Source organism: Streptomyces sp. WMMC940 (assembly GCF_027460265.1).
Taxonomy (GTDB): domain Bacteria; phylum Actinomycetota; class Actinomycetes; order Streptomycetales; family Streptomycetaceae; genus Streptomyces.
Map to the genome: position 1 here is coordinate 6,442,065 of NZ_JAPZBC010000001.1, position 22,466 is coordinate 6,464,530.

General features: G+C 72.5%; 19 protein-coding genes. 17 read left to right on the top strand and 2 right to left on the bottom strand.

All coding sequences use genetic code 11. The features are described from left to right. Positions 1-23: 23 nt before the first annotated feature. On the bottom strand, positions 24-524 hold the full coding sequence (gene bldD, locus O7595_RS28455; protein ID WP_017945577.1) for a transcriptional regulator BldD: 501 nt from the start codon (positions 522-524) through the stop codon (positions 24-26). 219 nt (positions 525-743) lie between these two features. Here bldD and pyrR point away from each other — a divergent pair, with 219 nt between their 5' ends. The 14 genes from pyrR to O7595_RS28525 all read left to right on the top strand — a co-directional run bounded on the left by pyrR (position 744) and on the right by O7595_RS28525 (position 17,599). After that, positions 744-1,319, top strand: coding sequence for a bifunctional pyr operon transcriptional regulator/uracil phosphoribosyltransferase PyrR (pyrR, locus tag O7595_RS28460; RefSeq protein ID WP_269731438.1), 576 nt, complete (start codon positions 744-746; stop codon positions 1,317-1,319). Between the two features lie 87 nt (positions 1,320-1,406). Then, a complete protein-coding gene (locus O7595_RS28465; RefSeq protein ID WP_269731439.1) occupies positions 1,407-2,387 on the top strand; it encodes an aspartate carbamoyltransferase catalytic subunit in 981 nt (326 codons plus the stop codon). Between the two features lie 3 nt (positions 2,388-2,390). Then, on the top strand, positions 2,391-3,677 hold the full coding sequence (locus O7595_RS28470; protein ID WP_269731440.1) for a dihydroorotase: 1,287 nt from the start codon (positions 2,391-2,393) through the stop codon (positions 3,675-3,677). After that, entirely contained in the window at positions 3,674-4,255 is a 582-nt protein-coding gene (locus O7595_RS28475; protein ID WP_269731441.1) for a PH-like domain-containing protein, read from the top strand. The genes O7595_RS28470 and O7595_RS28475 overlap by 4 nt, the downstream gene beginning before the upstream one ends. After that, positions 4,252-5,418: a glutamine-hydrolyzing carbamoyl-phosphate synthase small subunit gene (carA, locus tag O7595_RS28480; RefSeq protein ID WP_269731442.1), complete on the top strand. Its 1,167-nt coding sequence runs from the start codon at positions 4,252-4,254 to the stop codon at positions 5,416-5,418. The genes O7595_RS28475 and carA overlap by 4 nt, the downstream gene beginning before the upstream one ends. Beyond that, a complete protein-coding gene (carB, locus tag O7595_RS28485) occupies positions 5,411-8,719 on the top strand; it encodes a carbamoyl-phosphate synthase large subunit (RefSeq protein WP_269731443.1) in 3,309 nt (1,102 codons plus the stop codon). The genes carA and carB overlap by 8 nt, the downstream gene beginning before the upstream one ends. 84 nt (positions 8,720-8,803) lie before the next feature. Beyond that, on the top strand, positions 8,804-9,916 hold the full coding sequence (locus tag O7595_RS28490; RefSeq protein ID WP_269731444.1) for a quinone-dependent dihydroorotate dehydrogenase: 1,113 nt from the start codon (positions 8,804-8,806) through the stop codon (positions 9,914-9,916). Continuing rightward, positions 9,913-10,755 carry an orotidine-5'-phosphate decarboxylase gene (pyrF, locus tag O7595_RS28495; RefSeq protein ID WP_269731445.1) on the top strand — a complete coding sequence of 281 codons (843 nt, stop codon included), beginning with the start codon at positions 9,913-9,915 and terminating at the stop codon, positions 10,753-10,755. The genes O7595_RS28490 and pyrF overlap by 4 nt, the downstream gene beginning before the upstream one ends. A gap of 417 nt (positions 10,756-11,172) precedes the next feature. After that, positions 11,173-11,496 carry an integration host factor gene (locus O7595_RS28500; RefSeq protein ID WP_093658266.1) on the top strand — a complete coding sequence of 108 codons (324 nt, stop codon included), beginning with the start codon at positions 11,173-11,175 and terminating at the stop codon, positions 11,494-11,496. A 38-nt stretch (positions 11,497-11,534) separates the two neighbouring features. Further along, positions 11,535-12,098: a guanylate kinase gene (gmk, locus tag O7595_RS28505; RefSeq protein WP_269731446.1), complete on the top strand. Its 564-nt coding sequence runs from the start codon at positions 11,535-11,537 to the stop codon at positions 12,096-12,098. Positions 12,099-12,139: 41 nt separating this feature from the next. Beyond that, positions 12,140-12,412 carry a DNA-directed RNA polymerase subunit omega gene (rpoZ, locus tag O7595_RS28510; RefSeq protein WP_003982715.1) on the top strand — a complete coding sequence of 91 codons (273 nt, stop codon included), beginning with the start codon at positions 12,140-12,142 and terminating at the stop codon, positions 12,410-12,412. A gap of 135 nt (positions 12,413-12,547) precedes the next feature. Further along, on the top strand, positions 12,548-13,750 hold the full coding sequence (gene coaBC, locus O7595_RS28515) for a bifunctional phosphopantothenoylcysteine decarboxylase/phosphopantothenate--cysteine ligase CoaBC (protein WP_269731447.1): 1,203 nt from the start codon (positions 12,548-12,550) through the stop codon (positions 13,748-13,750). 340 nt (positions 13,751-14,090) lie between these two features. After that, positions 14,091-15,299, top strand: a complete 1,209-nt coding sequence (gene metK / locus O7595_RS28520) for a methionine adenosyltransferase (protein ID WP_269731448.1) — start codon at positions 14,091-14,093, stop codon at positions 15,297-15,299. Between the two features lie 131 nt (positions 15,300-15,430). Further along, a complete protein-coding gene (locus tag O7595_RS28525; RefSeq protein WP_269731449.1) occupies positions 15,431-17,599 on the top strand; it encodes a primosomal protein N' in 2,169 nt (722 codons plus the stop codon). Between the two features lie 147 nt (positions 17,600-17,746). Here the strand turns inward: O7595_RS28525 and O7595_RS28530 are convergent, their stop codons facing one another. Beyond that, entirely contained in the window at positions 17,747-18,268 is a 522-nt protein-coding gene (locus tag O7595_RS28530) for a hypothetical protein (RefSeq protein WP_269731450.1), read from the bottom strand. A 221-nt stretch (positions 18,269-18,489) separates the two neighbouring features. Here O7595_RS28530 and fmt point away from each other — a divergent pair, with 221 nt between their 5' ends. The 3 genes from fmt (at position 18,490) to rpe (ending at position 22,455) form a co-directional block, all read left to right on the top strand. Beyond that, the gene (fmt, locus tag O7595_RS28535; RefSeq protein ID WP_269731451.1) at positions 18,490-19,422 is read left to right on the top strand and encodes a methionyl-tRNA formyltransferase; all 933 of its coding nucleotides are present in this window, start codon (positions 18,490-18,492) and stop codon (positions 19,420-19,422) included. Between the two features lie 302 nt (positions 19,423-19,724). Continuing rightward, positions 19,725-21,155 carry an RsmB/NOP family class I SAM-dependent RNA methyltransferase gene (locus O7595_RS28540; RefSeq protein WP_269731452.1) on the top strand — a complete coding sequence of 477 codons (1,431 nt, stop codon included), beginning with the start codon at positions 19,725-19,727 and terminating at the stop codon, positions 21,153-21,155. 616 nt (positions 21,156-21,771) lie between these two features. Next, complete coding sequence (rpe, locus tag O7595_RS28545; protein ID WP_269731453.1) at positions 21,772-22,455, top strand: ribulose-phosphate 3-epimerase; 684 nt, start codon at positions 21,772-21,774, stop codon at positions 22,453-22,455. The last annotated feature ends 11 nt before the right edge of the window (positions 22,456-22,466 follow it).

Consider the following 22,466-nt stretch of genomic DNA (forward strand, 5'->3'; position numbering starts at 1 on the left):
GCAACGTTTCTGCTGTTGTGGCGTCAGCCCTCTTCGTGGGCGACAGCGCGACGCGCGTCGGCGTCCAGCACGCCCCAGCTGATCAACTGCTCGGTGAGCACCGACGGCGACTGGTCGTAGATGACGGCGAGCGTGCGCAGGTCGTCCTGGCGGATGGAGAGCACCTTGCCGTTGTAGTCCCCGCGCTGGCTCTGGATGGTCGCCGCATAGCGCTGCAGCGGTCCGGCCTTCTCGGCGGGGACGTGGGCAAGACGCTCGAGATCGAGAACGAGCTTCGGCGGCGGCTCGGCGGCACCGCCCGGCGTGGTGCCGGGAAGGAGCTCCTGCACCGGAACACCGTAGAAGTCCGCCAGCTCGGCCAGGCGCTGAACCGTCACGGCGCGGTCCCCGCGCTCGTACGACCCGACGACGACGGCCTTCCAGCGGCCCTGGGACTTCTCCTCCACCCCGTGGAGCGAGAGCCCCTGCTGGGTACGGATGGCGCGGAGCTTGGCCCCGAGCTGTTTTGCGTATTCGCTGGACATATAGCTCCCCGGACGCTGTATCACGTGCGGCACGGCCGCGTGCTGGTCACTCACTGTGAAGGTTACGCAGCGTTACTTGGCCGCGTCAAGCCGAATGGTCCGTACGCCCCTCCCGAGGGGGTGGTCAGGGCGCCTCGCGGACCCTGGTAGCGTGGACGGCGCAAAATCCGACGTCCTTTAAGGTCCGTCCCGTGAGGCGGAGAAGGAGGTCCGTTTCGTATGGACGCACACACTTCCGACGTCTCGCGCCCCGTTCTCGAGGGCCCCGACATCGCGCGGGTACTGACCCGCATCGCCCATGAGATCGTCGAGCGCGCCAAGGGCGCCGAAGACGTGGTGCTCCTCGGCATCCCGACCCGCGGCGTGTTCCTGGCCGACCGGCTCGCCGCCAAGCTCGCAGGGATCACCGGCCGCACCATCCCCGTCGGCTCGCTCGACATCACCATGTACCGCGACGACCTGCGGCTCCGCCCCGCCCGTGCCCTCGCGCGCACGGACATCCCGGCCGACGGCATCGACGGCCGGCTGGTCGTCCTCGTCGACGACGTGCTCTTCTCCGGCCGCACCATCCGCGCCGCCCTCGACGCGCTGAACGACATCGGCCGTCCGCGCGCCGTCCAGCTCGCGGTCCTGGTGGACCGGGGCCACCGCGAGCTGCCCATCCGCGCCGACTACGTCGGCAAGAACCTCCCGACGTCGCTGCGGGAGACGGTCAAGGTCCAGCTCTCCGAGGAGGACGGTCGCGACACCGTGCTCCTGGGCGTGCGGGAGACCGCCCCGGCCGGCGAGCAGTAACAGCCCGGCCCGGCCCCCGTCCCGCCCCCCGGGCAGCGCTCGCGCGCCCGCACGCCCGCACATCTCCACACCCTGGAGCACACCCAGATGAAGCGTCACCTCATCTCGGCCGCCGACCTCACCCGTGACGACGCCGTCCTGATCCTCGACACCGCCGAGGAGATGGCCCGGGTCGCCGACCGGCCGATCAAGAAGCTGCCGACCCTGCGCGGCCGGACCGTCGTCAACCTCTTCTTCGAGGACTCGACGAGGACCCGGATCTCCTTCGAGGCCGCGGAGAAGCGGCTGTCCGCGGACGTCATCAACTTCGCCGCCAAGGGCTCGTCCGTCTCCAAGGGCGAGTCGCTGAAGGACACCGCGCAGACCCTGGAGGCGATGGGCGTCGACGCCGTCGTCATCCGGCACGGCGCCTCCGGCGCCCCCTACCGGCTCGCGACCTCCGGCTGGATCGACGCCGCGGTCATCAACGCCGGCGACGGTACCCACCAGCACCCCACCCAGTCGCTGCTCGACGCGTTCACCATGCGCCGCCGCCTCGTCGGGCGGGACGCCGGCCTGGGGCAGGACCTCGCGGGCAAGCGGATCACGATCGTGGGCGACATCCTGCACAGCCGCGTCGCCCGGTCCAACGTGGACCTGCTGCACACCCTCGGCGCCGAGGTCACCCTGGTCGCGCCGCCCACCCTGCTGCCGGTCGGCGTCGGGCACTGGCCCTGCGAGGTCTCCTACGACCTGGACAGCACGCTGCCGAAGAGCGACGCGGTGATGATGCTGCGGGTGCAGCGCGAGCGCATGAACGCGGCCTTCTTCCCGACCGAGCGCGAGTACTCGCGGCGCTACGGGCTCGACGGCGACCGCATGGCGAAGATGCCCGAGCACGCCATCGTGATGCACCCCGGCCCCATGGTGCGCGGCATGGAGATCACCGCCGAGGTCGCCGACTCCGAGCGCTGCACCGCCGTCGAGCAGGTCGCCAACGGCGTGCACACCCGGATGGCGGTCCTCTACCTGCTTCTCGGCGGCAACGAGCCCGCCGTCACCCACGCCCGTACCGAGGAGACGAAGTAACCCATGAGCAAGACGCTTATCCGTGGCGCGAAGGTGCTGGGCGGCGCGGCACAGGACGTACTGGTCGACGGCGAGACCATCGCCGAGGTCGGAACCGGGATCGAGGCCGGCGGTGCGACCGTCGTCGAGGCGGAGGGCAGGATCCTGCTGCCCGGCCTCGTCGACCTGCACACCCATCTGCGGGAGCCCGGCCGTGAGGACTCCGAGACCGTCCTCACCGGCACCCGCGCGGCGGCGAGCGGCGGTTACACGGCCGTGTTCGCCATGGCCAACACCTTCCCCGTGGCCGACACCGCGGGCGTCGTCGAGCAGGTGTGGCGGCTCGGCAGGGAGCACGGCTACTGCGACGTCCAGCCGATCGGCGCCGTCACCGTCGGCCTGGAGGGCAGGAAGCTCGCCGAACTCGGCGCCATGCACGACTCCGCCGCCGCCGTCACCGTGTTCTCCGACGACGGCAAGTGCGTCGACGACGCCGTGATCATGCGCCGGGCGCTGGAGTACGTGAAGGCCTTCGGCGGTGTCGTGGCGCAACACGCGCAGGAGCCCCGGCTCACCGAGGGCGCCCAGATGAACGAGGGCGTCGTCTCCGCCGAACTGGGCCTGGGCGGCTGGCCGGCCGTCGCCGAGGAGTCGATCATCGCCCGGGACGTGCTGCTTGCCGAGCACGTCGGCTCCCGCGTCCACATCTGCCACCTGTCGACCGCCGGCTCCGTCGCGATCGTCCGCTGGGCCAAGTCCCGGGGCATCGACGTCACCGCCGAGGTCACCCCCCACCACCTGCTCCTCACCGACGAGCTGGTCCGCACGTACAACCCCGTCTACAAGGTCAACCCGCCCCTGCGCACCGAGCGCGACGTGATGGCGCTGCGCGAGGCCCTGGCCGACGGCACGATCGACATCGTCGCCACGGACCACGCCCCGCACCCGCACGAGGACAAGGACTGCGAGTGGGCCGCGGCCGCGATGGGCATGGTCGGCCTGGAGACCGCGCTCTCCGTCGTCCAGCACACGATGGTCGACACCGGGCTGCTGACCTGGGAGGGCGTCGCCGACCGGATGTCGTTCAAGCCCGCCCGGATCGGCCGCGCCGAGGGCCACGGGCGGCCCGTCTCGGCAGGTGAGCCCGCCAACCTCACCCTGCTCGATCCGGCATACCGTGGAACCGTGGACCCCGCGGGCTTCGCCTCCCGCAGCCGCAACACCCCCTACGAGGGCCGTGAGCTGCCGGGGCGCGTCACCCACACGTTCCTGCGGGGCCGCGCGACGCTCATGGACGGGAAGCTGGCGTGACGACACCACTGATCATTCAGGCGGCCGGAGAGGTCGAGCGGAAGTCGGCGGAGGTGACCGACTGGGCCGCACGGCTCGGCTGGGTCGCCGGACTGCTGCTCTTCATCGCCCTCGTCTACTGGCTGATGCGCCAGGGCTGGAAGTGGCGGGGCGAGCTCCAGTCCGGGCTGCCGGAGCTCCCGACCGCACCCGAGGACACCGGCGGGGCGAAGCTCCGGCTCAGCGGCCGGTACCACGGCTCCACGACCGCCGGGCAGTGGCTCGACCGGATCGTCGCCCGGGGCCTGGGCAACCGCAGCCGCGCCGAGCTGACGCTCACCGACGCCGGGATCGACGTCGTCCGCCCCGGGGCCGCCGACTTCTTCATCCCGGCCGCGGCCCTGCGCGGGGCCCGTCTCGACAAGGGGATCGCCGGGAAGGTCCTCACCGAGGGCGGTCTGCTGATCCTCACCTGGGAGCACGGCGACCGGCTGATCGACTCCGGTTTCCGCTCCGACCGGGCGGCCGGCCACACGGCCTGGGTCGAGGCCCTCGACTCCATGACCAAGAACGACACGACGGAAGGCGCCGCACGATGACGACCTCCACCAGGGGAACCCGCGTTCCCGCCGTACTCGTCCTGGAGGACGGTCGCACCTTCCGCGGCCGCGCCTACGGGGCCGTGGGGGCGACCTTCGGCGAGGCGGTGTTCTCCACCGGCATGACCGGTTACCAGGAGACCCTCACCGACCCGTCGTACCACCGCCAGGTCGTCGTGATGACCGCCCCGCACGTCGGCAACACCGGTGTCAACGACGAGGACCCCGAGTCGGCCCGCATCTGGGTGTCCGGCTACGTCGTCCGCGACCCCGCCCGCGTCCCCTCCAACTGGCGCTCCCGCCGCTCCCTCGACGAGGAGCTCGCGGCCCAGGGGGTGGTCGGCATCAGCGGAGTCGACACCCGTGCCCTCACCCGCCACCTGCGGGAGCGCGGCGCGATGCGCGTGGGCATCTTCTCCGGCAACGCGCTGCCCGACGAGGGCACGATGCTCGCCGAGGTCCGCCAGGCGCCCGAGATGAAGGGCGCCGACCTCTCGGCGGAGGTCGCGACGAAGGAGCCTTACGTCGTCCCCGCGATCGGCCCCGACGGCGAAGCCGTACCGGTCGGCACGGCGAGGTTCACCGTCGCCGCCGTCGACCTCGGTATCAAGGGCATGACCCCGCACCGTATGGCCGAGCGCGGCATCGAGGTGCACGTGCTGCCCGCGACCGCCACCGTCGAGGACGTGTACGCGGTCGGCCCCGACGGCGTGTTCTTCTCCAACGGCCCGGGCGACCCGGCCACCGCCGACCACGCGGTGTCGGTCATGCGGGGCGTGCTGGAGCGCCGGACGCCGCTGTTCGGCATCTGCTTCGGCAACCAGATCCTGGGCCGCGCGCTGGGCTTCGGCACGTACAAGCTCAAGTACGGCCACCGCGGCATCAACCAGCCCGTACAGGACCGTACGACCGGCAAGGTCGAGGTCACCGCGCACAACCACGGCTTCGCCGTGGACGCCCCTCTCGACAAGGTCTCCGAGACCCCCTACGGCCGCGCCGAGGTCTCCCACGTCTGCCTCAACGACGACGTGGTGGAGGGCCTCCAGCTGCTCGACCAGCCGGCCTTCAGCGTCCAGTACCACCCCGAAGCGGCCGCGGGCCCGCACGACGCCGCGTACCTGTTCGACCGCTTCGTCTCCCTGATGGAGGGCCAGCGTGCCTAAGCGCACCGATATCCAGTCCGTCCTGGTCATCGGCTCCGGCCCGATCGTCATCGGTCAGGCAGCCGAGTTCGACTACTCCGGCACCCAGGCCTGCCGGGTCCTCAAGTCCGAGGGCCTGCGCGTCATCCTGGTGAACTCCAACCCGGCGACGATCATGACCGACCCGGAGATCGCCGACGCCACGTACGTGGAGCCGATCACCCCCGAGTACGTCGAGAAGATCATCGCCAAGGAGCGCCCCGACGCGCTCCTGCCCACCCTCGGCGGCCAGACCGCGCTCAACACGGCGATCTCCCTCCACGAGGGCGGCACCTTGGAGAAGTACGGCGTCGAACTGATCGGTGCCAACGTCGAGGCCATCAACAAGGGCGAGGACCGCGACCTCTTCAAGGACGTCGTCGAGGCCGTCAACCGCAAGATCGGCCACGGCGAGTCCGCCCGCTCGGTGATCTGCCACTCCATGGACGACGTGCTCAAGGGCGTCGAGACCCTCGGCGGCTACCCCGTGGTCGTCCGGCCCTCCTTCACCATGGGCGGCGCCGGCTCCGGCTTCGCGCACGACGAGGACGAGCTGCGCCGCATCGCCGGCCAGGGCCTCACCCTGTCCCCCACCACCGAGGTGCTCCTGGAGGAGTCCATCCTCGGCTGGAAGGAGTACGAGCTGGAGCTGATGCGCGACAAGAACGACAACGTCGTGGTCGTCTGCTCCATCGAGAACTTCGACCCCATGGGCGTGCACACCGGCGACTCGATCACGGTCGCGCCCGCGATGACGCTGACCGACCGCGAGTACCAGACCCTGCGCGACATCGGCATCGCCGTCATCCGCGAGGTGGGCGTCGACACCGGCGGCTGCAACATCCAGTTCGCGGTCAACCCCGAGGACGGCCGGGTCATCGTCATCGAGATGAACCCGCGGGTGTCCCGCTCCTCCGCGCTGGCCTCCAAGGCCACCGGATTCCCGATCGCGAAGATCGCGGCCCGACTCGCCGTGGGCTACACCCTCGACGAGATCCCCAACGACATCACGGAGCAGACGCCGGCGTCCTTCGAGCCGACCCTCGACTATGTGGTCGTCAAGGCCCCGCGCTTCGCCTTCGAGAAGTTCCCCTCCGCGGACAGCACGCTCACCACCACCATGAAGTCCGTGGGCGAGGCCATGGCCATCGGCCGCAACTTCACCGAGGCCCTGCAGAAGGCGCTGCGCTCCCTGGAGAAGAAGGGCAGCCAGTTCGACTTCACCGGCGAGCCCGGCGACAAGGACGAGCTGCTGCGCGAGGCGGGCCGTCCGACCGACGGCCGGATCAACACGGTGATGGCGGCCATCCGCGCCGGAGCCACCCAGCAGGAGGTCTTCGACGCGTCGAAGATCGACCCGTGGTTCGTCGACCAGCTCTTCCTGATCAAGGAGATCGCCGACGACCTGGCCGCCGCCGAGGAGCTCGACCCCGAGCTGCTGGCCGAGGCCAAGCGGCACGGCTTCTCGGACGCCCAGATCGGCGGCATCCGGGGCCTGCGCGAGGACGTCGTCCGCGAGGTGCGCCACGCCCTGGGCATCCGCCCGGTCTACAAGACCGTCGACACCTGCGCCGCCGAGTTCGCCGCGAGGACCCCGTACTTCTACTCGTCCTACGACGAGGAGTCCGAGGTCGCCCCGCGCGAGAAGCCCGCCGTGATCATCCTGGGCTCCGGCCCGAACCGCATCGGCCAGGGCATCGAGTTCGACTACTCCTGCGTCCACGCCTCCTTCGCGCTCCACGACGCGGGCTACGAGACCGTCATGGTCAACTGCAACCCCGAGACGGTCTCCACCGACTACGACACCTCCGACCGGCTCTACTTCGAGCCGCTCACCCTGGAGGACGTCCTGGAGATCGTGCACGCCGAGCAGCTGGCCGGACCGGTCGCCGGCGTCGTGGTCCAGCTCGGCGGACAGACCCCGCTGGGCCTCTCGCAGGCCCTGAAGGACAACGGCGTCCCGATCGTCGGCACGTCCCCCGAGGCCATCCACGCCGCCGAGGACCGCGGCGCCTTCGGCCGGGTCCTCGCCGACGCCGGCCTCCCGGCGCCCAAGCACGGCACCGCGACCACGTTCGCCGAGGCCAAGGCCATCGCCGACGAGATCGGCTACCCGGTGCTCGTGCGCCCGTCGTACGTGCTCGGCGGCCGCGGCATGGAGATCGTCTACGACGAGACCCGGCTCCAGGCGTACATCTCGGAGTCCACCGAGATCGGCCCGGACCGGCCGGTCCTGGTCGACCGCTTCCTCGACGACGCCATCGAGATCGACGTGGACGCGCTGTACGACGGCTCCGAGCTGTACCTCGGCGGCGTCATGGAGCACATCGAGGAGGCCGGCATCCACTCCGGTGACTCGGCCTGCGCCCTGCCCCCGATCACGCTCGGCGGTTTCGACGTCAAGCGGCTGCGGGCGTCGACCGAGGCCATCGCCCGCGGCGTCGGTGTGCGCGGACTGATCAACATCCAGTTCGCGATGGCCGGCGACATCCTGTATGTGCTGGAGGCCAACCCGCGCGCCTCCCGCACCGTCCCGTTCACCTCGAAGGCGACCGCCGTGCCGCTGGCCAAGGCCGCCGCCCGGATCTCGCTCGGCGCCACCGTCGCCGAACTGCGCGAGGAGGGCCTGCTGCCGGCCCAGGGCGACGGGGGCACGCTCCCGCTGGACGCCCCGATCTCCGTCAAGGAGGCCGTGATGCCGTGGAGCCGCTTCCGCGACATCCACGGACGCGGTGTCGACACCGTCCTCGGCCCGGAGATGCGCTCCACCGGCGAGGTCATGGGCATCGACAACGTCTTCGGCACGGCGTACGCGAAGTCGCAGGCCGGGGCCTACGGGCCGCTGCCCACCAAGGGCCGTGCCTTCATCTCGGTCGCCAACCGGGACAAGCGCTCGATGATCTTCCCGGCCCGGGAGCTGGTCGCGCACGGTTTCGAACTGCTCGCCACGTCGGGCACCGCCGAAGTGCTCAGGCGCAACGGCATCCACGCCACCGTCGTGCGCAAGCAGTCCGAGGGCGAGGGCCCCGGCGGCGAGAGGACCATCGTCCAGCTCATCCACGACGGACAGGTCGACCTCATCGTCAACACGCCCTACGGCACGGGCGGCCGCCTCGACGGCTACGACATCCGCACCGCGGCCGTGGCCCGCGGCGTGCCGTGCCTGACGACGGTCCAGGCGCTCGCGGCGGCGGTCCAGGGCATCGACGCGCTCAACCTCGGCGGGGTGGGCGTCCGTTCGCTCCAGGAACACGCGGAGCAGCTGACCGCGGCCCGCGACTAGCAGCCCACGAGGGGGACACCGAACCGGTGTCCCCCTCTTCGTGAGGACACCCGTCCTCGTGAGGACACACAGGACGCCACTGAGATGTACAAGTTCTTCTTCAACCTGGTCTTCAAGCGGATGGACCCGGAGGAGGCCCACCACCTGGCCTTCCGGTGGATCCGGCTCGCGGTCCGCGTTCCGGTGCTGCGCACGTTCGTCGCCGCCGCGCTCGCACCCCGCTACGAGGAACTGCGCACCGAGGCCCTGGGGCTGCGGATGCACGGCCCGTTCGGGCTTGCCGCCGGCTTCGACAAGAACGCCGTCGCCATCGACGGCATGTCCATGCTTGGGTTCGACCACGTCGAGATCGGCACCGTCACGGCACAGCCCCAGCCGGGCAATCCCCGCAAAAGGCTCTTCCGCCTCGTGCCGGACCGGGCGCTGATCAACCGCATGGGCTTCAACAACGACGGTTCCGCCGCCGTCGCCGCCCGGCTCGCCGCCCGCCGGGAGATCTTCCGGACGGTCGTCGGCGTCAACATCGGCAAGACCAAGCTCGTCCCCGAGGACGAGGCCGTCGGCGACTACGTGACCTCCACCGAGCGGCTCGCCGCCCACGCGGACTACCTCGTCGTCAACGTCAGCTCGCCGAACACCCCCGGCCTGCGGAACCTCCAGGCCACTCAGGCGCTGCGCCCCCTGCTCCGCGCGGTGCGCGAGGCCGCCGACCGCACGGTCACCGGCCGTCGCGTCCCCCTGCTGGTCAAGATCGCCCCGGATCTCGCCGACGAGGACGTGGACGCCGTCGCCGACCTCGCCGTCGAGCTGGGCCTCGACGGCATCATCGCCACCAACACCACCATCGCCCGCGACGGTCTCGGCCTGAAGTCCGACCCGGCGCTGGTGAAGGAGACCGGCGGACTCTCCGGCGCCCCCGTCAAGGAGCGCTCCCTGGAGGTGCTCCGCCGCCTCTACGCGCGCGTGGGCGACCGCATCACCCTCGTGGGCGTCGGCGGCATCGGGAGCGCCGAGGACGCCTGGCAGCGCATCCTGGCCGGCGCCACCCTCGTCCAGGGCTACAGCGCGTTCGTCTACGAGGGCCCGTTCTATGCCCGAGCCGTCCACAAGGGCCTGGCCGCCCGGCTCGCCGCGAGCCCCTACGCCACCCTCGCCGAGGCCGTCGGCGCCGAGACCCGAAAGGCAGCCACCGCATGAGCCCTCTGGAACCCTTCGGCACCCGTCTGCGCCACGCCATGGACACCCGCGGCCCCCTGTGCGTGGGGATCGATCCGCACGCCTCCCTGCTCACCGCCTGGGGGCTGAACGACGACGTCAACGGCCTGGAGCGGTTCACCCGTACGGTGGTCGAGGCGCTGGCCGACCGGGTCGCCGTCCTCAAACCGCAGTCCGCGTTCTTCGAGCGCTTCGGCTCGCGCGGGATCGCCGTGCTGGAGAAGGCGGTGGAGGAGTCCCGGGCCGCCGGGGCGCTGGTCCTGATGGACGCCAAGCGCGGCGACATCGGCTCCACCATGGGCGCCTACGCGGAGGCGTTCCTCCGGAAGGACTCGCCGCTGTTCTCCGACGCCGTGACGGTCTCGCCCTACCTCGGCTTCGGGTCGCTGCGCCCGGCACTCGACCAGGCCGTCCTCAGCGGCTGCGGCGTCTTCGTCCTCGCGCTCACCTCCAACCCGGAGGGCGCCGAGGTCCAGCGCGCCACGGCGTCCGGCGGAGGCTCGCTCGCCCAGCTCATGCTGAACCACATGGCCGACGAGAACGCCGGGGCGGACCCGATGGGCCCGGTCGGCGCCGTGGTAGGGGCCACGCTCGGCGACGCGGGCGTGGACCTGGACATCAACGGCCCGCTCCTCGCGCCGGGCATCGGCGCCCAGGGAGCGACCCCGGCCGACCTGCCCGGCGTGTTCGGTCCCGCCGTGCGCAACGTCGTGCCGAGCGTGAGCCGCGGCGTCCTGCGCCACGGCCCGGACGCGGCCTCCCTGTGCGGAGCCGCGGAGCGCTTCGCCGACGAGGTCCGTGCGGCGGTCGAAGGCGCGTAGGCGTACGCGAGGGACGGCCGGGGGAGCCCTCCCGGCGGCCCGGGAGACGTTCCGGGTCCGTTCCGGGGCCGCTCCCGATGGGTCCCGGGGCTCCGTTGCGGGGTCCGGACGGGCTCGCCGGGGCGGAGTCAGAGCTTCCGAGGGCCCTGCCGAAGCACTCGGCAGGGCCCTCATCTGCGTCTTCGACCGACGCTTTCTTGACAGAAAGCGGGTCAGTATGTCTGGAATATCCAGGTCGGCCGATGCTGACCAGGACTTTTCCGCTGTTCTCGCTGACTGGAGCGGTCTCGGCCGCTAGTCTCCGTCGAGAGTCAGCGAAGCAACGGCCACTGCGTTGTTCGTTGCTCGCCTGGTGTGGGCCGACTAGGTTCCTCACCGGTCCGTATCCGACAGTTCGACATCCGAGGTGACGTAGGCGTGGCTCTTCCGCCCCTTACCCCTGAACAGCGCGCAGCCGCGCTCGAAAAGGCCGCCGCGGCTCGCCGGGAGCGGGCCGAGGTCAAGAATCGACTCAAGCACTCCGGCGCCTCCCTCCACGAGGTCATCAAGCAGGGCCAGGAGAACAACGTCATCGGCAAGATGAAGGTCTCCGCCCTGCTCGAGTCGCTCCCCGGCGTCGGCAAGGTCCGTGCCAAGCAGATCATGGAGCGACTGGGCATCTCCGAGAGCCGCCGTGTGCGGGGTCTCGGCTCCAACCAGATCGCGTCGCTCGAGCGTGAGTTCGGCGGCGGCGCCGCCTGACGTTCTCGGGCACTCCCGAGAACCTGGATAATCGCTGCATGGCAGCAGAGGCACGTCCGCGGCTGACCGTGCTCTCCGGCCCCTCCGGGGTCGGCAAGAGCACGGTCGTCGCCCATATGCGCAAGGTCCACCCCGAGGTCTGGCTCTCGGTGTCGGCCACCACCCGGAAGCCGCGCCCCGGCGAACGTCACGGTGTCCAGTACTTCTTCGTCGGCGACGACGAGTTCGACAAGCTGGTCGCCAACGGCGAGTTGCTGGAATGGGCAGAGTTCGCGGGCAACCGCTACGGCACTCCGCGCCGTGCGGTCCAGGATCGCCTGGAGGCCGGGGAACCGGTGCTCCTGGAGATCGATCTCCAGGGCGCGCGTCAGGTCAAGGAGTCCATGCCGGACTCGCAGCTGGTCTTCCTGGCCCCGCCGAGCTGGGACGAACTGGTCCGCCGCCTCACCGGCCGCGGCACCGAGGCCCCCGAGGTCATCGAGCGCCGCCTCGAGGCGGCGAAGGTCGAGCTGGCCGCGGAGTCCGAGTTCGACACCACCCTGGTCAACACCTCCGTCGAGGACGTCGCGCGTGAGCTGCTAGCCTTGATGGAAGTTGTCTGATCTTTCTGATCTCCCCCGTAGTTTCTTCGGAAGGCTAGAGCGTGTCCTCTTCCATCACCGCGCCCGAGGGCATCATCAACCCGCCGATCGACGAGCTGCTCGAGGCGACCGACTCGAAGTACAGCCTGGTGATCTACGCGGCCAAGCGCGCGCGTCAGATCAACGCGTACTACTCGCAGCTCGGTGAGGGTCTCCTCGAGTACGTCGGTCCGCTGGTGGACACCCATGTGCACGAGAAGCCGCTCTCGATCGCCCTGCGCGAGATCAACGCGGGCCTGCTGACCTCCGAGGCCGTCGAGGGCCCGGCCCAGTAGCGTCCGGCCCGGGACCGGCCATGGCCACCCGGGAGCATGCGGCACTGTCACCACAGGCCCGGCGGAGCATCCGCCGGGCCTGTGGTGTGTCATAGAGGCGATACGTATCGCCATCGGTGGGGAGCGGGAGACGCAGTGGACAAGCCGAAGGTCGTCCTGGGTGTCAGCGGCGGCATCGCCGCCTACAAGGCGTGCGAGCTGCTGCGCCGGCTGACCGAGTCCGGACACGAGGTCCGGGTGGTGCCCACCGCCTCCGCGCTCCAGTTCGTCGGTGCCGCGACGTGGTCGGCCCTGTCGGCGCACCCGGTCTCCACCGAGGTCTGGTCGGACGTCCACGAGGTCCCGCACGTGCGGATCGGGCAGGGCGCCGATCTCGTCGTCGTCGCCCCGGCCACCGCCGACGTGCTCGCCAGGGCCGCCCACGGCCTCGCCGACGACCTGCTGACGAACACCCTGCTCACCGCCCGCTGTCCGGTGGTCCTCGCGCCCGCGATGCACACCGAGATGTGGGAGCACCCCGCCACCCAGGAGAACGTGGCGACGCTGCGCCGCCGCGGCGCGGTCGTCGTCGAACCCGCAGTCGGCCGGCTCACCGGCGTCGACACCGGCAAGGGCCGGCTGCCGGAGCCCGGGGAGATCTTCGAGGTCTGCCGCAGGGTGCTGGCCCGTGGGGTGACCGCCCCGGATCTCGCCGGCCGTCACGTGGTGGTGAGCGCCGGCGGGACGCGTGAGCCGCTCGACCCGGTCCGGTACCTGGGGAACCGCTCCTCCGGCAAGCAGGGCTACGCGCTGGCCCGCACCGCCGCGGCCCGCGGGGCCCGGGTGACGCTGATCGAGGCCAACACCGGTATGGCCGACCCGGCCGGTGTCGACGTGGTCCACGTCGGCACCGCGGTGCAGCTGCGTGAGGCGGTGCTGAAGGCCGCCGCCGACGCCGACGTGGTCGTGATGGCCGCGGCCGTCGCCGACTTCCGTCCGGCCGCGTACGCCGAGGGCAAGATCAAGAAGAGGGACGGCCAGGAGCCCGCGCCGATCGTCCTGGTGCGCAACCCCGACGTCCTCGCCGAGATCTCCGCGGAGCGGGCCCGTCCGGGGCAGCTGGTGGTGGGCTTCGCCGCCGAGACCGACGACGTGCTCGCCAACGGCCGGGAGAAGCTCCGCCGCAAGGGCTGCGACCTGCTGGTCGTCAACGAGGTGGGGGAGCGGAAGACTTTCGGCTCGGAGGAGAACGAGGCGGTGGTCCTGGCCGCGGACGGGACCGAGACACCGGTTCCCCACGGCCCCAAGGAAGGGCTCGCGGACACGGTCTGGGACCTCGTGGCGGCCCGGCTGGCGTGACGCGCGCCGCGCGGCGGTCCGGTGGCGCGGTGTGACGAAGCGCTCACTCCCGGATCCTGCCCGGTGGACACGCCGGAACCGGGTGAATCCGGGATGAATTTCTCATCCCTCGCTAAGGCCGCGTTAAATCCGGCGAATCCGGCCCTTCCGGGCGGACGTCGCCGTCGTCCGTGCCCGGGTGGCGGGTGATTCGGCCCACGGTTGGCCGCCCAGGGTGCGAGACGCTGGTCCGGCCGCCGGGAGTGCCCGATAAACTGTCCCTCGGACACGACGCGGGGCGCAGCCCCCCGGCCGGTCCACCAATGATCAGCCAGCAGCCGCTGCAACCCCAGGGAGCGTTGTGTCCCGTCGCCTGTTCACCTCGGAGTCCGTGACCGAAGGTCACCCCGACAAGATCGCTGACCAGATCAGTGACACCATTCTCGACGCGCTGCTTCGCGAGGACCCCACGTCCCGCGTCGCCGTGGAGACCTTGATCACCACCGGCCTGGTGCACGTCGCGGGCGAGGTGACCACCAAGGCGTGGGCGGACATTCCCACGCTGGTGCGCAACAAGATCCTCGAGATCGGCTACGACTCCTCGAAGAAGGGCTTCGACGGCGCCTCCTGCGGTGTCTCCGTCTCCATCGGGTCCCAGTCGCCCGACATCGCCCAGGGTGTCGACACGGCCTACGAGAGCCGGGTCGAGGGCGATGACGACGAGCTCGACAAGCAGGGTGCCGGCGACCAGGGCCTGATGTTCGGGTACGCCTGCGACGAGACCCCCGAACTGATGCCGCTGCCGATCTACCTCGCGCACCGCCTGTCCCGCCGTCTCTCCGAGGTCCGCAAGAACGGCACCATCCCGTACCTGCGCCCGGACGGAAAGACCCAGGTCACCATCGAGTACGACGGCGACAAGGCCGTCCGTCTCGACACGGTCGTGGTCTCCTCTCAGCACGCGTCCGACATCGACCTGGACTCGCTGCTCGCGCCGGACATCCGTGAGTTCGTCGTCGAGCACGTGCTGAAGCAGCTCGTCGAGGACGGCATCAAGCTGGACACGGACGGCTACCGGCTGCTGGTCAACCCCACCGGCCGCTTCGAGATCGGCGGCCCGATGGGCGACGCCGGCCTCACCGGCCGAAAGATCATCATCGACACCTACGGCGGTATGGCCCGTCACGGCGGTGGCGCGTTCTCCGGCAAGGACCCGTCCAAGGTCGACCGCTCGGCCGCCTACGCGATGCGCTGGGTCGCCAAGAACGTCGTGGCCGCCGGCCTCGCCTCGCGCTGCGAGGTCCAGGTCGCGTACGCGATCGGCAAGGCGGAGCCCGTGGGTCTGTTCGTGGAGACCTTCGGTACCGCCGCGGTCGACGTCGAGAAGATCGAGAACGCCATCGGCGAGGTCTTCGACCTGCGCCCGGCCGCGATCATCCGCGACCTCGACCTGCTCCGCCCGATCTACTCCCAGACGGCCGCCTACGGCCACTTCGGCCGGACGCTCCCCGACTTCACCTGGGAGCGCACGGACCGCGTCGACGCGCTGCGCGCGGCGGCGGGCCTCTGACGGCACCCGCTCGGCACGAGGGGCTCCGGACCGGACAGGTCCGGAGCCCCTCGCGCGTTCGCCGGGCCCCGGCGTGAAGGGCGCTCCGAGAGGCCCGGGCGCTGTCGGTGCCGTCTGGTAGGAATGTGGCTGTGAGCAGCGACGACGAAGCCTCCGTGCGGCCCGGGGACGGTTCGCCGGAGCAGCTTGCGCTCATCCGGGAGACCGTACGGAAGGCGGCGAAGCCGCGGGCCAAGCCGCGCACCTGGCGCGGGGCGGCGCTCGCCGGGGAACTGCCGGTGGCCCGGGTCGTGGTCAACAAGGGCGTGCTGCACCTCGACCAGTACTTCGACTACGCGGTGCCCCAGGAACTGGACGAGGCCGCGCAGCCCGGAGTCCGGGTCCGGGTGCGCTTCGGCGCGGGGTCCCACCAGGTCCGGGAGGGCCGCCGTGAAGGGGGCCGGCTGATCGACGGCTTCATCGTCGAGCGACGGGCCGACTCGGACTACTCGGGCCCGCTCGCCGCCCTCGCGGGCGTGGTCTCGCCCGAACCCGTGCTCGGCCCCGGGCTGCTCGGCCTGGCCAGAGCGGTCGCGGACCGTTACGCGGGCAGCCTCGCCGATGTGCTGCAGCTCGCCGTGCCGCCCAGGAGCGCACGCGCCGAGTCCCGGCCGTCGCCCCCTCCGCTGCCGCCTCCGGCGGCCCCGCAGCCGGGCACCTGGACGCGTTACGAGCAGGGGCCGGCGTTTCTGGACGCCCTGGCCGGGGGCGGCACGCCGAGGGCCGTGTGGACGGCGCTCCCCGGCCCGCACTGGGCCGGCGAGCTGGCGGGAGCCGTGGTGGCGACCCTCGCGTCCGGCCGGGGCGCGCTGGTGGTCGTCCCGGACGGGCGGGCCGTCGCCCGCGTGGACGCGGCCCTGACCGGGCTGCTCGGCGAGGGACGCCACGCGGTGCTCACCGCGGAAGCGGGCCCCGAGAAGCGGTACGGGCAGTGGCTCGCCGTACGGCGCGGCTCCGTGCGGGCGGTGGTCGGGACGCGTGCGGCGATGTTCGCACCGGTCCAGGACCTGGGGCTGGTCGCGATATGGGACGACGGCGACTCCAGCCACAGCGAGCAGCACGCTCCGCTGCCGCACGCGCGGGAGGTCCTGCTGCTGCGTGCCGCGCACGAGCGCTGCGGATTCCTGCTCGGCGGCGTCAGCTGCACGGTCGAGGCCGCCCAGCTCGTCGAGACCGGCTGGGCACGGCCCCTGGCGGCGGGCAGGGAGCAGGTGCGCCGTGCCGCACCGCTGATCCGCACGGTCGGTGACGGCGAGCTCGCGCGCGACGAGGCGGCACGGGCCGCCAGGCTGCCGTCGCTGGCGTGGCAGACCGTCCGGGACGGCCTGCGCACCGGACCGGTGCTGGTCCAGGTGCCCCGTCGCGGATATGTACCGAGGCTGGCCTGCGAGCGCTGCAGGGCGCCCGCGCGCTGCGGGCACTGCGCCGGCCCTCTGGAGGCCCCACGGGAGCAGGACCTCAGGTGCGGCTGGTGCGGACGGGACGCCTCCGGCTGGCACTGCGCCGAGTGCGGCGGGGCCCGGCTGCGCGCCCGGATAGTGGGGGCCCGGCGGACCGCGGAGGAGCTGGGCCGGGCCTTCCCCGCGGTGCCGGTGCGGACGTCGGGGCGCGACCACGTGCTCGACTCGGTACCCGGCCGTCCCGCGCTGGTGGTCAGCACACCGGGCGCCGAGCCCGTCGCCGAGGGCGGCTACGCGGCCGCGCTGCTGCTCGACGGCTGGGCCATGCTCGGGCGGGCCGATCTGCGTGCCGGCGAGGAGGCGCTGCGGCGCTGGACGGGTGCAGCCTCGCTGGTGCGCGGCCAGGCGGAGGGCGGCACGGTCGTCGTGGTCGCCGAGCCCACCCTGCGCCCCGTGCAGGCCCTGGTGCGTTGGGACCCGGTCGGCCACGCCCAGCGCGAGCTGGCCGAGCGCGCCGAGCTGGGCTTCCCGCCGGTGTCGCGGATGGCCTCGGTGACCGGTCGCGCGGAGGCGGTCGCGGGCTTTCTCGCCACGGCGTCCCTGCCCGACGACGCGGAGGTGCTGGGCCCGGTGCCCCTGCCGCCGCCTCCGCCGGGGCGACCGCGTCGACCGGGCGACCCGCCCCCGGCTTCCCCGTCCGGTCCTCGGCCGGGGGAGCAGTGGGAACGCGCTCTGCTGCGCGTACCGCCCGGCAGCGGCGCGGCGCTCGCCGCCGCGCTGAAGTCCGCGCAGGCCGCCAGGCTCGCGCGGGGCGGTGGCGACCCCGTGCGGATCCGGGTGGATCCTCCGGACATCGGCTGACGGGGAGGCGGGGGCCGGTCGGTGCCCGCGGGCCTGCCCGGGCCGCCGGGCCGGGGCCCGCCGACGTGCCGCCCCGCACGGCACCGCCCCGGCGTCCGCGAGGGTGCGCCGGGGCGGTCGGGGAGACGGGGCGGTCGGGGAGAGGGGTCAGCCGTTGCGCGGGCCGGGGAAGGCGCTCGGGCGGACCTCCTCGCGGAGCGGGTGGGCGCCGGGTCCCGGCTGTGGTGGCATGGACCGTGCCGCGGGTACCGCGGGGGCGACGGGCATCGTACGGGTCGCACCCTGCTCCGGCTCCGCGGGCACGGCGGTGGGCTGCGGCGTGGTCCGCCGTGACCCGTAACGGCGGTGCACCGCCTGCTTGGTGACGCCGAGAGCCGAGCCCACCGCGTCCCACGAGAAGCCCAGCGAGCGGTCGAAGTCGACCGCGGCGGTCACCAACGTCTCGACGCTGTCCCGCAGTTCCTGGGCCAGACGGACGGTCGGGGCGGGTGCCCGGCCGTAGACGACGAAGCCCGTGGACGGGCCCGAGCGACGCGGACGGTAGACGTTCCCCAACTGGGCCGTGAGCGTGCGCAGAGCGTCCACCTGCCGGCGGACCCGCTCGATGTCCCGCACCAACAGATGCAGACTCGCCCGGGCCTGGGCGTCGTGGGTTGCGTGGTCGGCCATGAACAAGCCTCTCGAACCGGCGTTGAAAAGGGTCGGGCCGCTCCGGCGGCCCGCTTCGGTCAATCTCTCTTGACAACGCGCCACCAGTGGTTCTGGTCACGCTGCGGAGGAGCAGGCGCATATGCGCGGGGCGCGCGGCAGTCCGCGCGCCCCCTGTCGGTGCGGCCAAATAGACTGGTGCGTCGCGCGATCACCCCGGCACACAGAGCGAGGTATTACCAGTGAAACTTGTCTTCGCAGGCACCCCCGAGGTCGCCGTGCCCGCCCTGGACGCCCTGATCGCCTCCGGCCGGCACGACGTGGCGGCGGTCGTCACCCGTCCGGACGCCCCCGCGGGCCGCGGGCGCCGTCTGGTGGCCAGCCCGGTGGCCCAGCGCGCGCACGAGGCCGGCATCGAGGTCCTGAAGCCCGCGAAGCCTCGTGACGAGGACTTCCTCGCCCGGCTGCGCGAGATCGCGCCGGACTGCTGCCCCGTGGTCGCCTACGGCGCGCTGCTGCCCAAGGCGGCGCTGGACATCCCGGCACGCGGCTGGGTCAATCTGCACTTCTCGCTGCTGCCCGCCTGGCGCGGAGCGGCGCCGGTGCAGCACGCGATCCTCGCGGGCGACGAGATGACCGGCGCCTCCACGTTCCAGATCGAGGAGGGGCTGGACTCGGGCCCGGTCTACGGCGTGATCACCGAGCACGTGCGGCCGACGGACACCAGCGGCGATCTGCTCACCCGGCTCGCCTTCGCCGGCGCCGGACTGCTGGCCGCGACCATGGACGGTATCGAGGACGGCACGCTCGAGGCCGTGCCGCAGCCGGCCGACGGGGTCACCATGGCGCCGAAGATCACCGTCGAGGACGCGCATGTGGACTGGCGCACGCCCGCCCTCCGTATCGACCGCCTCGTCCGCGGCTGCACTCCCGCGCCCGGTGCGTGGACGCTGTTCCGCGGCGAGCGGCTCAAGCTGATCAACGTCCAGCCGCTGCCTGACCGCACGGAGCTGGCGCCCGGTGAGCTCTCGGCCGGCAAGAACCATGTGCACGCCGGTACCGGTTCGCACGCCGTCGAACTCCACTGGGTCCAGCCGCAGGGCAAGAAGCCGATGCGTGCCGCCGACTGGGCACGTGGCGTGCGGATCGCTCCCGGGGAGATCCTCGGCTCGTAGGGCCGAGTCGGGCGGGGTCCGCCCGTCGGGGAGCGGAGTCCGGTGCACGGTTCCCCCGGCCCTCAGGGCCGGGGGAAGGACCGCAGGGCGCCGGATCGACCTCGTGGCGGGCCCGCTCGGTCGGTTTCGGCAGCGCCGCGAGTCGCCGTGGCCGGCGTCGCGACGGGGCGCACCGGCCGACGAGGCACCGGCCCGCGCCCGGAGCCGGGGCGAGGGCGGGGCGGTACCGGAGCGAGGGTGGGGGCGCCCGGCCGGCCGACGTAGGCTGAAGGGGTTCGACCGTTCGGAAACGCGGAGCACCTTTGAGCCAGCAGAGCCGTCGCCGTCCCTCCCAGCCCTACCGCCCCCCGAAGAAGGACCCCGTGCGGATCCTCGCCTTCGACGCACTGCGGGCCGTGGACGAGCGTGACGCGTACGCCAACCTCGTCCTGCCCCCGCTGCTGCGCAGGGCGCGTGAACAGGGCGACTTCGACGGCAGGGACGCGGCGCTCGCCACGGAGCTGGTGTACGGCACGCTGCGGCGCCAGGGCACCTACGACGCGATCATCGCCGAGTGCGTCGACCGGCCGCTGCGCGAGGTCGACCCGCCCGTCCTCGACGTACTGTCGCTCGGTGCGCACCAGTTGCTGGGCACGCGCATCCCGACGCACGCCGCGGTGTCGGCGAGCGTCGAGCTGGCCCGGGTCGTCCTCGGCGACGGCCGGGCCAAGTTCGTGAACGCCGTGCTGCGCCGGATCTCGCAGCACGACCTCACCGGCTGGACGGACCGGGTCGCGCCGCCCTACGACGAGGACCCCGAGGACCACCTCGCCGTCGTCCACTCCCATCCCCGCTGGGTCGTCTCGGCCCTGTGGGACGCGCTGGGCGGCGGCCGCGCCGGGATCGAGGACCTGCTGGAGGCCGACAACGAGCGGCCCGAGGTGACGCTGGTCGCCAGGCCGGGCCGGTCGTCCGCCGACGAGCTGCTCGAGCTGCTGGGCGAAGGGGGCGGGCTGCCCGGGCGCTGGTCGCCGTACGCCGTGCGGCTCGCCGAGGGCGGTGAGCCGGGCGCCCTCGAACCCGTGCGGGAGGGACGCGCGGGGGTGCAGGACGAGGGCAGCCAGCTCGTCGCGGTCGCCCTCGCGGGCGCGCCGCTCGACGGCCCGGACGAGCGCTGGCTGGACGGCTGCGCGGGCCCCGGCGGCAAGGCCGCCCTGCTGGGCGCGCTGGCCGCCGAGCGCGGCGCCGTCCTGGTCGCGGCCGAGAAGCAGCCGCACCGGGCCCGTCTCGTCGAGCGGGCGCTGGCCGGCAATCCCGGCCCGTACCAGCTCGTGATCGCCGACGGCACCCGCCCTGCCTGGCGTCCGGGCGCCTTCGACCGCGTCCTCGTCGATGTGCCGTGCTCGGGCCTGGGCGCTCTCCGGCGCAGGCCCGAGGCCCGCTGGCGCCGCCGCCCCGAGGACCTGGACGGCTTCGCCCCGCTCCAGCGTGCCCTGCTGCGCGAGGCGCTGGAATCGGTACGGGTGGGCGGAGTGGTCGGGTACGCCACGTGCTCGCCGCATCTCGCCGAGACCCGCGCGGTCGTCGACGACGTCCTGGAGTCGCGCGGCGGGTCCGTCCGGGCCGAGTGGATCGACGCCCGCCCCCTGATGCCCGGTGTACCGGCCCTGGGAGACGGCCCGGACGTCCAGCTGTGGCCGCATCTCCACGGCACGGACGCGATGTACCTGGCACTGCTGCGCCGCACGGCCTGACGCCCACCGGGGCCGGCACGCCGCCGCACCTCACCGCGTCGCACGCCGCAGTCGCACCCCGGCTCGGCGCAACGTGGCCCGACCGGTCGCCGGTCGTTCGGACACACAGCCCTGCTCGCCCGGATCCCGGCCCGGCGGTGCGCATCCGCGGGAACCGGACGTGGCCGCCCGTGGTCGGGGCCGAGCGTCGACCAGCGGTCCGCCGGGGCCGCCCCGCCCGTCCTGCCGTCCACCCGGACCAGCCGTTTCCAGGGCTCGGCGAACCGGCTCGTCCCCGTGACGGGTGCCCGGCGGGTGCACCGGTGTGCCGACCCCGGCGAGGCCGCGGTCCCGTGTCCGTCCTGGGCGCACCCTGACCGCGACCGCGACGGTCACGGCCGCGGCGGTCCCGCCCGGGAGAACCCAGCGCCGCCGGACGGCGCGGCCGGCCCGACGGCGGCGCTGCGCGCGGCGGCCCTGCCGGTGGCCCGCCGAACCCGTGCCGGGCCACCGGGCGGGGCGGAATGCCGGAATCATGGCGACTGGGGCGCCCCGCACAGCCGGCGGCACCGCGGAAAGGACGGCTTCCGTCGGCTCCGAGGCCGGGAAGTGGTCCGGAGCATGGCAGTCTTGGCACATGGCCCAGATCAACCCCAGCATCCTGTCCGCCGACTTCGCCCGACTCGCCGAGGAGGCGACGGCGGTCCGAGGCGCCGACTGGCTCCACGTCGACGTCATGGACAACCACTTCGTGCCCAATCTGACGCTGGGGGTTCCGGTCGTCGAGTCGCTGAGCCGGGCGACGGACACCCCGCTGGACTGTCACCTGATGATCGAGAGCCCGGACCGCTGGGCTCCCCAGTACGTGGAGGCCGGGGCCGGATCCGTCACCTTCCACGCGGAGGCCGCCGCGGCACCGGTGCGGCTGGCGCGGGAGATCCGGGCCAAGGGCGCGCGCGCCTCCATGGCTCTCAAGCCCGCCACGCCCATCGAGCCGTACGAGGACCTGCTGCCCGAGCTCGACATGCTGCTGGTCATGACCGTGGAACCCGGCTTCGGCGGCCAGTCGTTCCTCGACATCATGCTCCCCAAGATCCGCCGTACCAGGGAGCTCATCAACAAGCACGGTCTGGAGCTGTGGCTCCAGGTCGACGGCGGCGTCTCCGAGTCCACGATCGAGCGGTGCGCCGAGGCCGGCGCCGATGTGTTCGTCGCCGGGTCCGCGGTCTACGGGGCCGAGGACCCGGCGCAGGCCGTCCGGACGCTGCGCGAGCAGGCCGACCGGACGATCGCGTCGGCACCCTGGGCGTGCAACCACTGAGCCACAGCTCG

Bases quoted from the DNA above. Each gene is read 5' to 3' on its own strand.
- bldD (WP_017945577.1), bottom strand. From the start codon at position 524: ATGTCCAGCGAATACGCAAAACAGCTCGGGGCCAAGCTCCGCGCCATC.
- pyrR (WP_269731438.1), top strand. From the start codon at position 744: ATGGACGCACACACTTCCGACGTCTCGCGCCCCGTTCTCGAGGGCCCC.
- O7595_RS28465 (WP_269731439.1), top strand. From the start codon at position 1,407: ATGAAGCGTCACCTCATCTCGGCCGCCGACCTCACCCGTGACGACGCC.
- O7595_RS28470 (WP_269731440.1), top strand. From the start codon at position 2,391: ATGAGCAAGACGCTTATCCGTGGCGCGAAGGTGCTGGGCGGCGCGGCA.
- carA (WP_269731442.1), top strand. From the start codon at position 4,252: ATGACGACCTCCACCAGGGGAACCCGCGTTCCCGCCGTACTCGTCCTG.
- O7595_RS28490 (WP_269731444.1), top strand. From the start codon at position 8,804: ATGTACAAGTTCTTCTTCAACCTGGTCTTCAAGCGGATGGACCCGGAG.
- pyrF (WP_269731445.1), top strand. From the start codon at position 9,913: ATGAGCCCTCTGGAACCCTTCGGCACCCGTCTGCGCCACGCCATGGAC.
- gmk (WP_269731446.1), top strand. From the start codon at position 11,535: ATGGCAGCAGAGGCACGTCCGCGGCTGACCGTGCTCTCCGGCCCCTCC.
- O7595_RS28530 (WP_269731450.1), bottom strand. From the start codon at position 18,268: ATGGCCGACCACGCAACCCACGACGCCCAGGCCCGGGCGAGTCTGCAT.
- rpe (WP_269731453.1), top strand. From the start codon at position 21,772: ATGGCCCAGATCAACCCCAGCATCCTGTCCGCCGACTTCGCCCGACTC.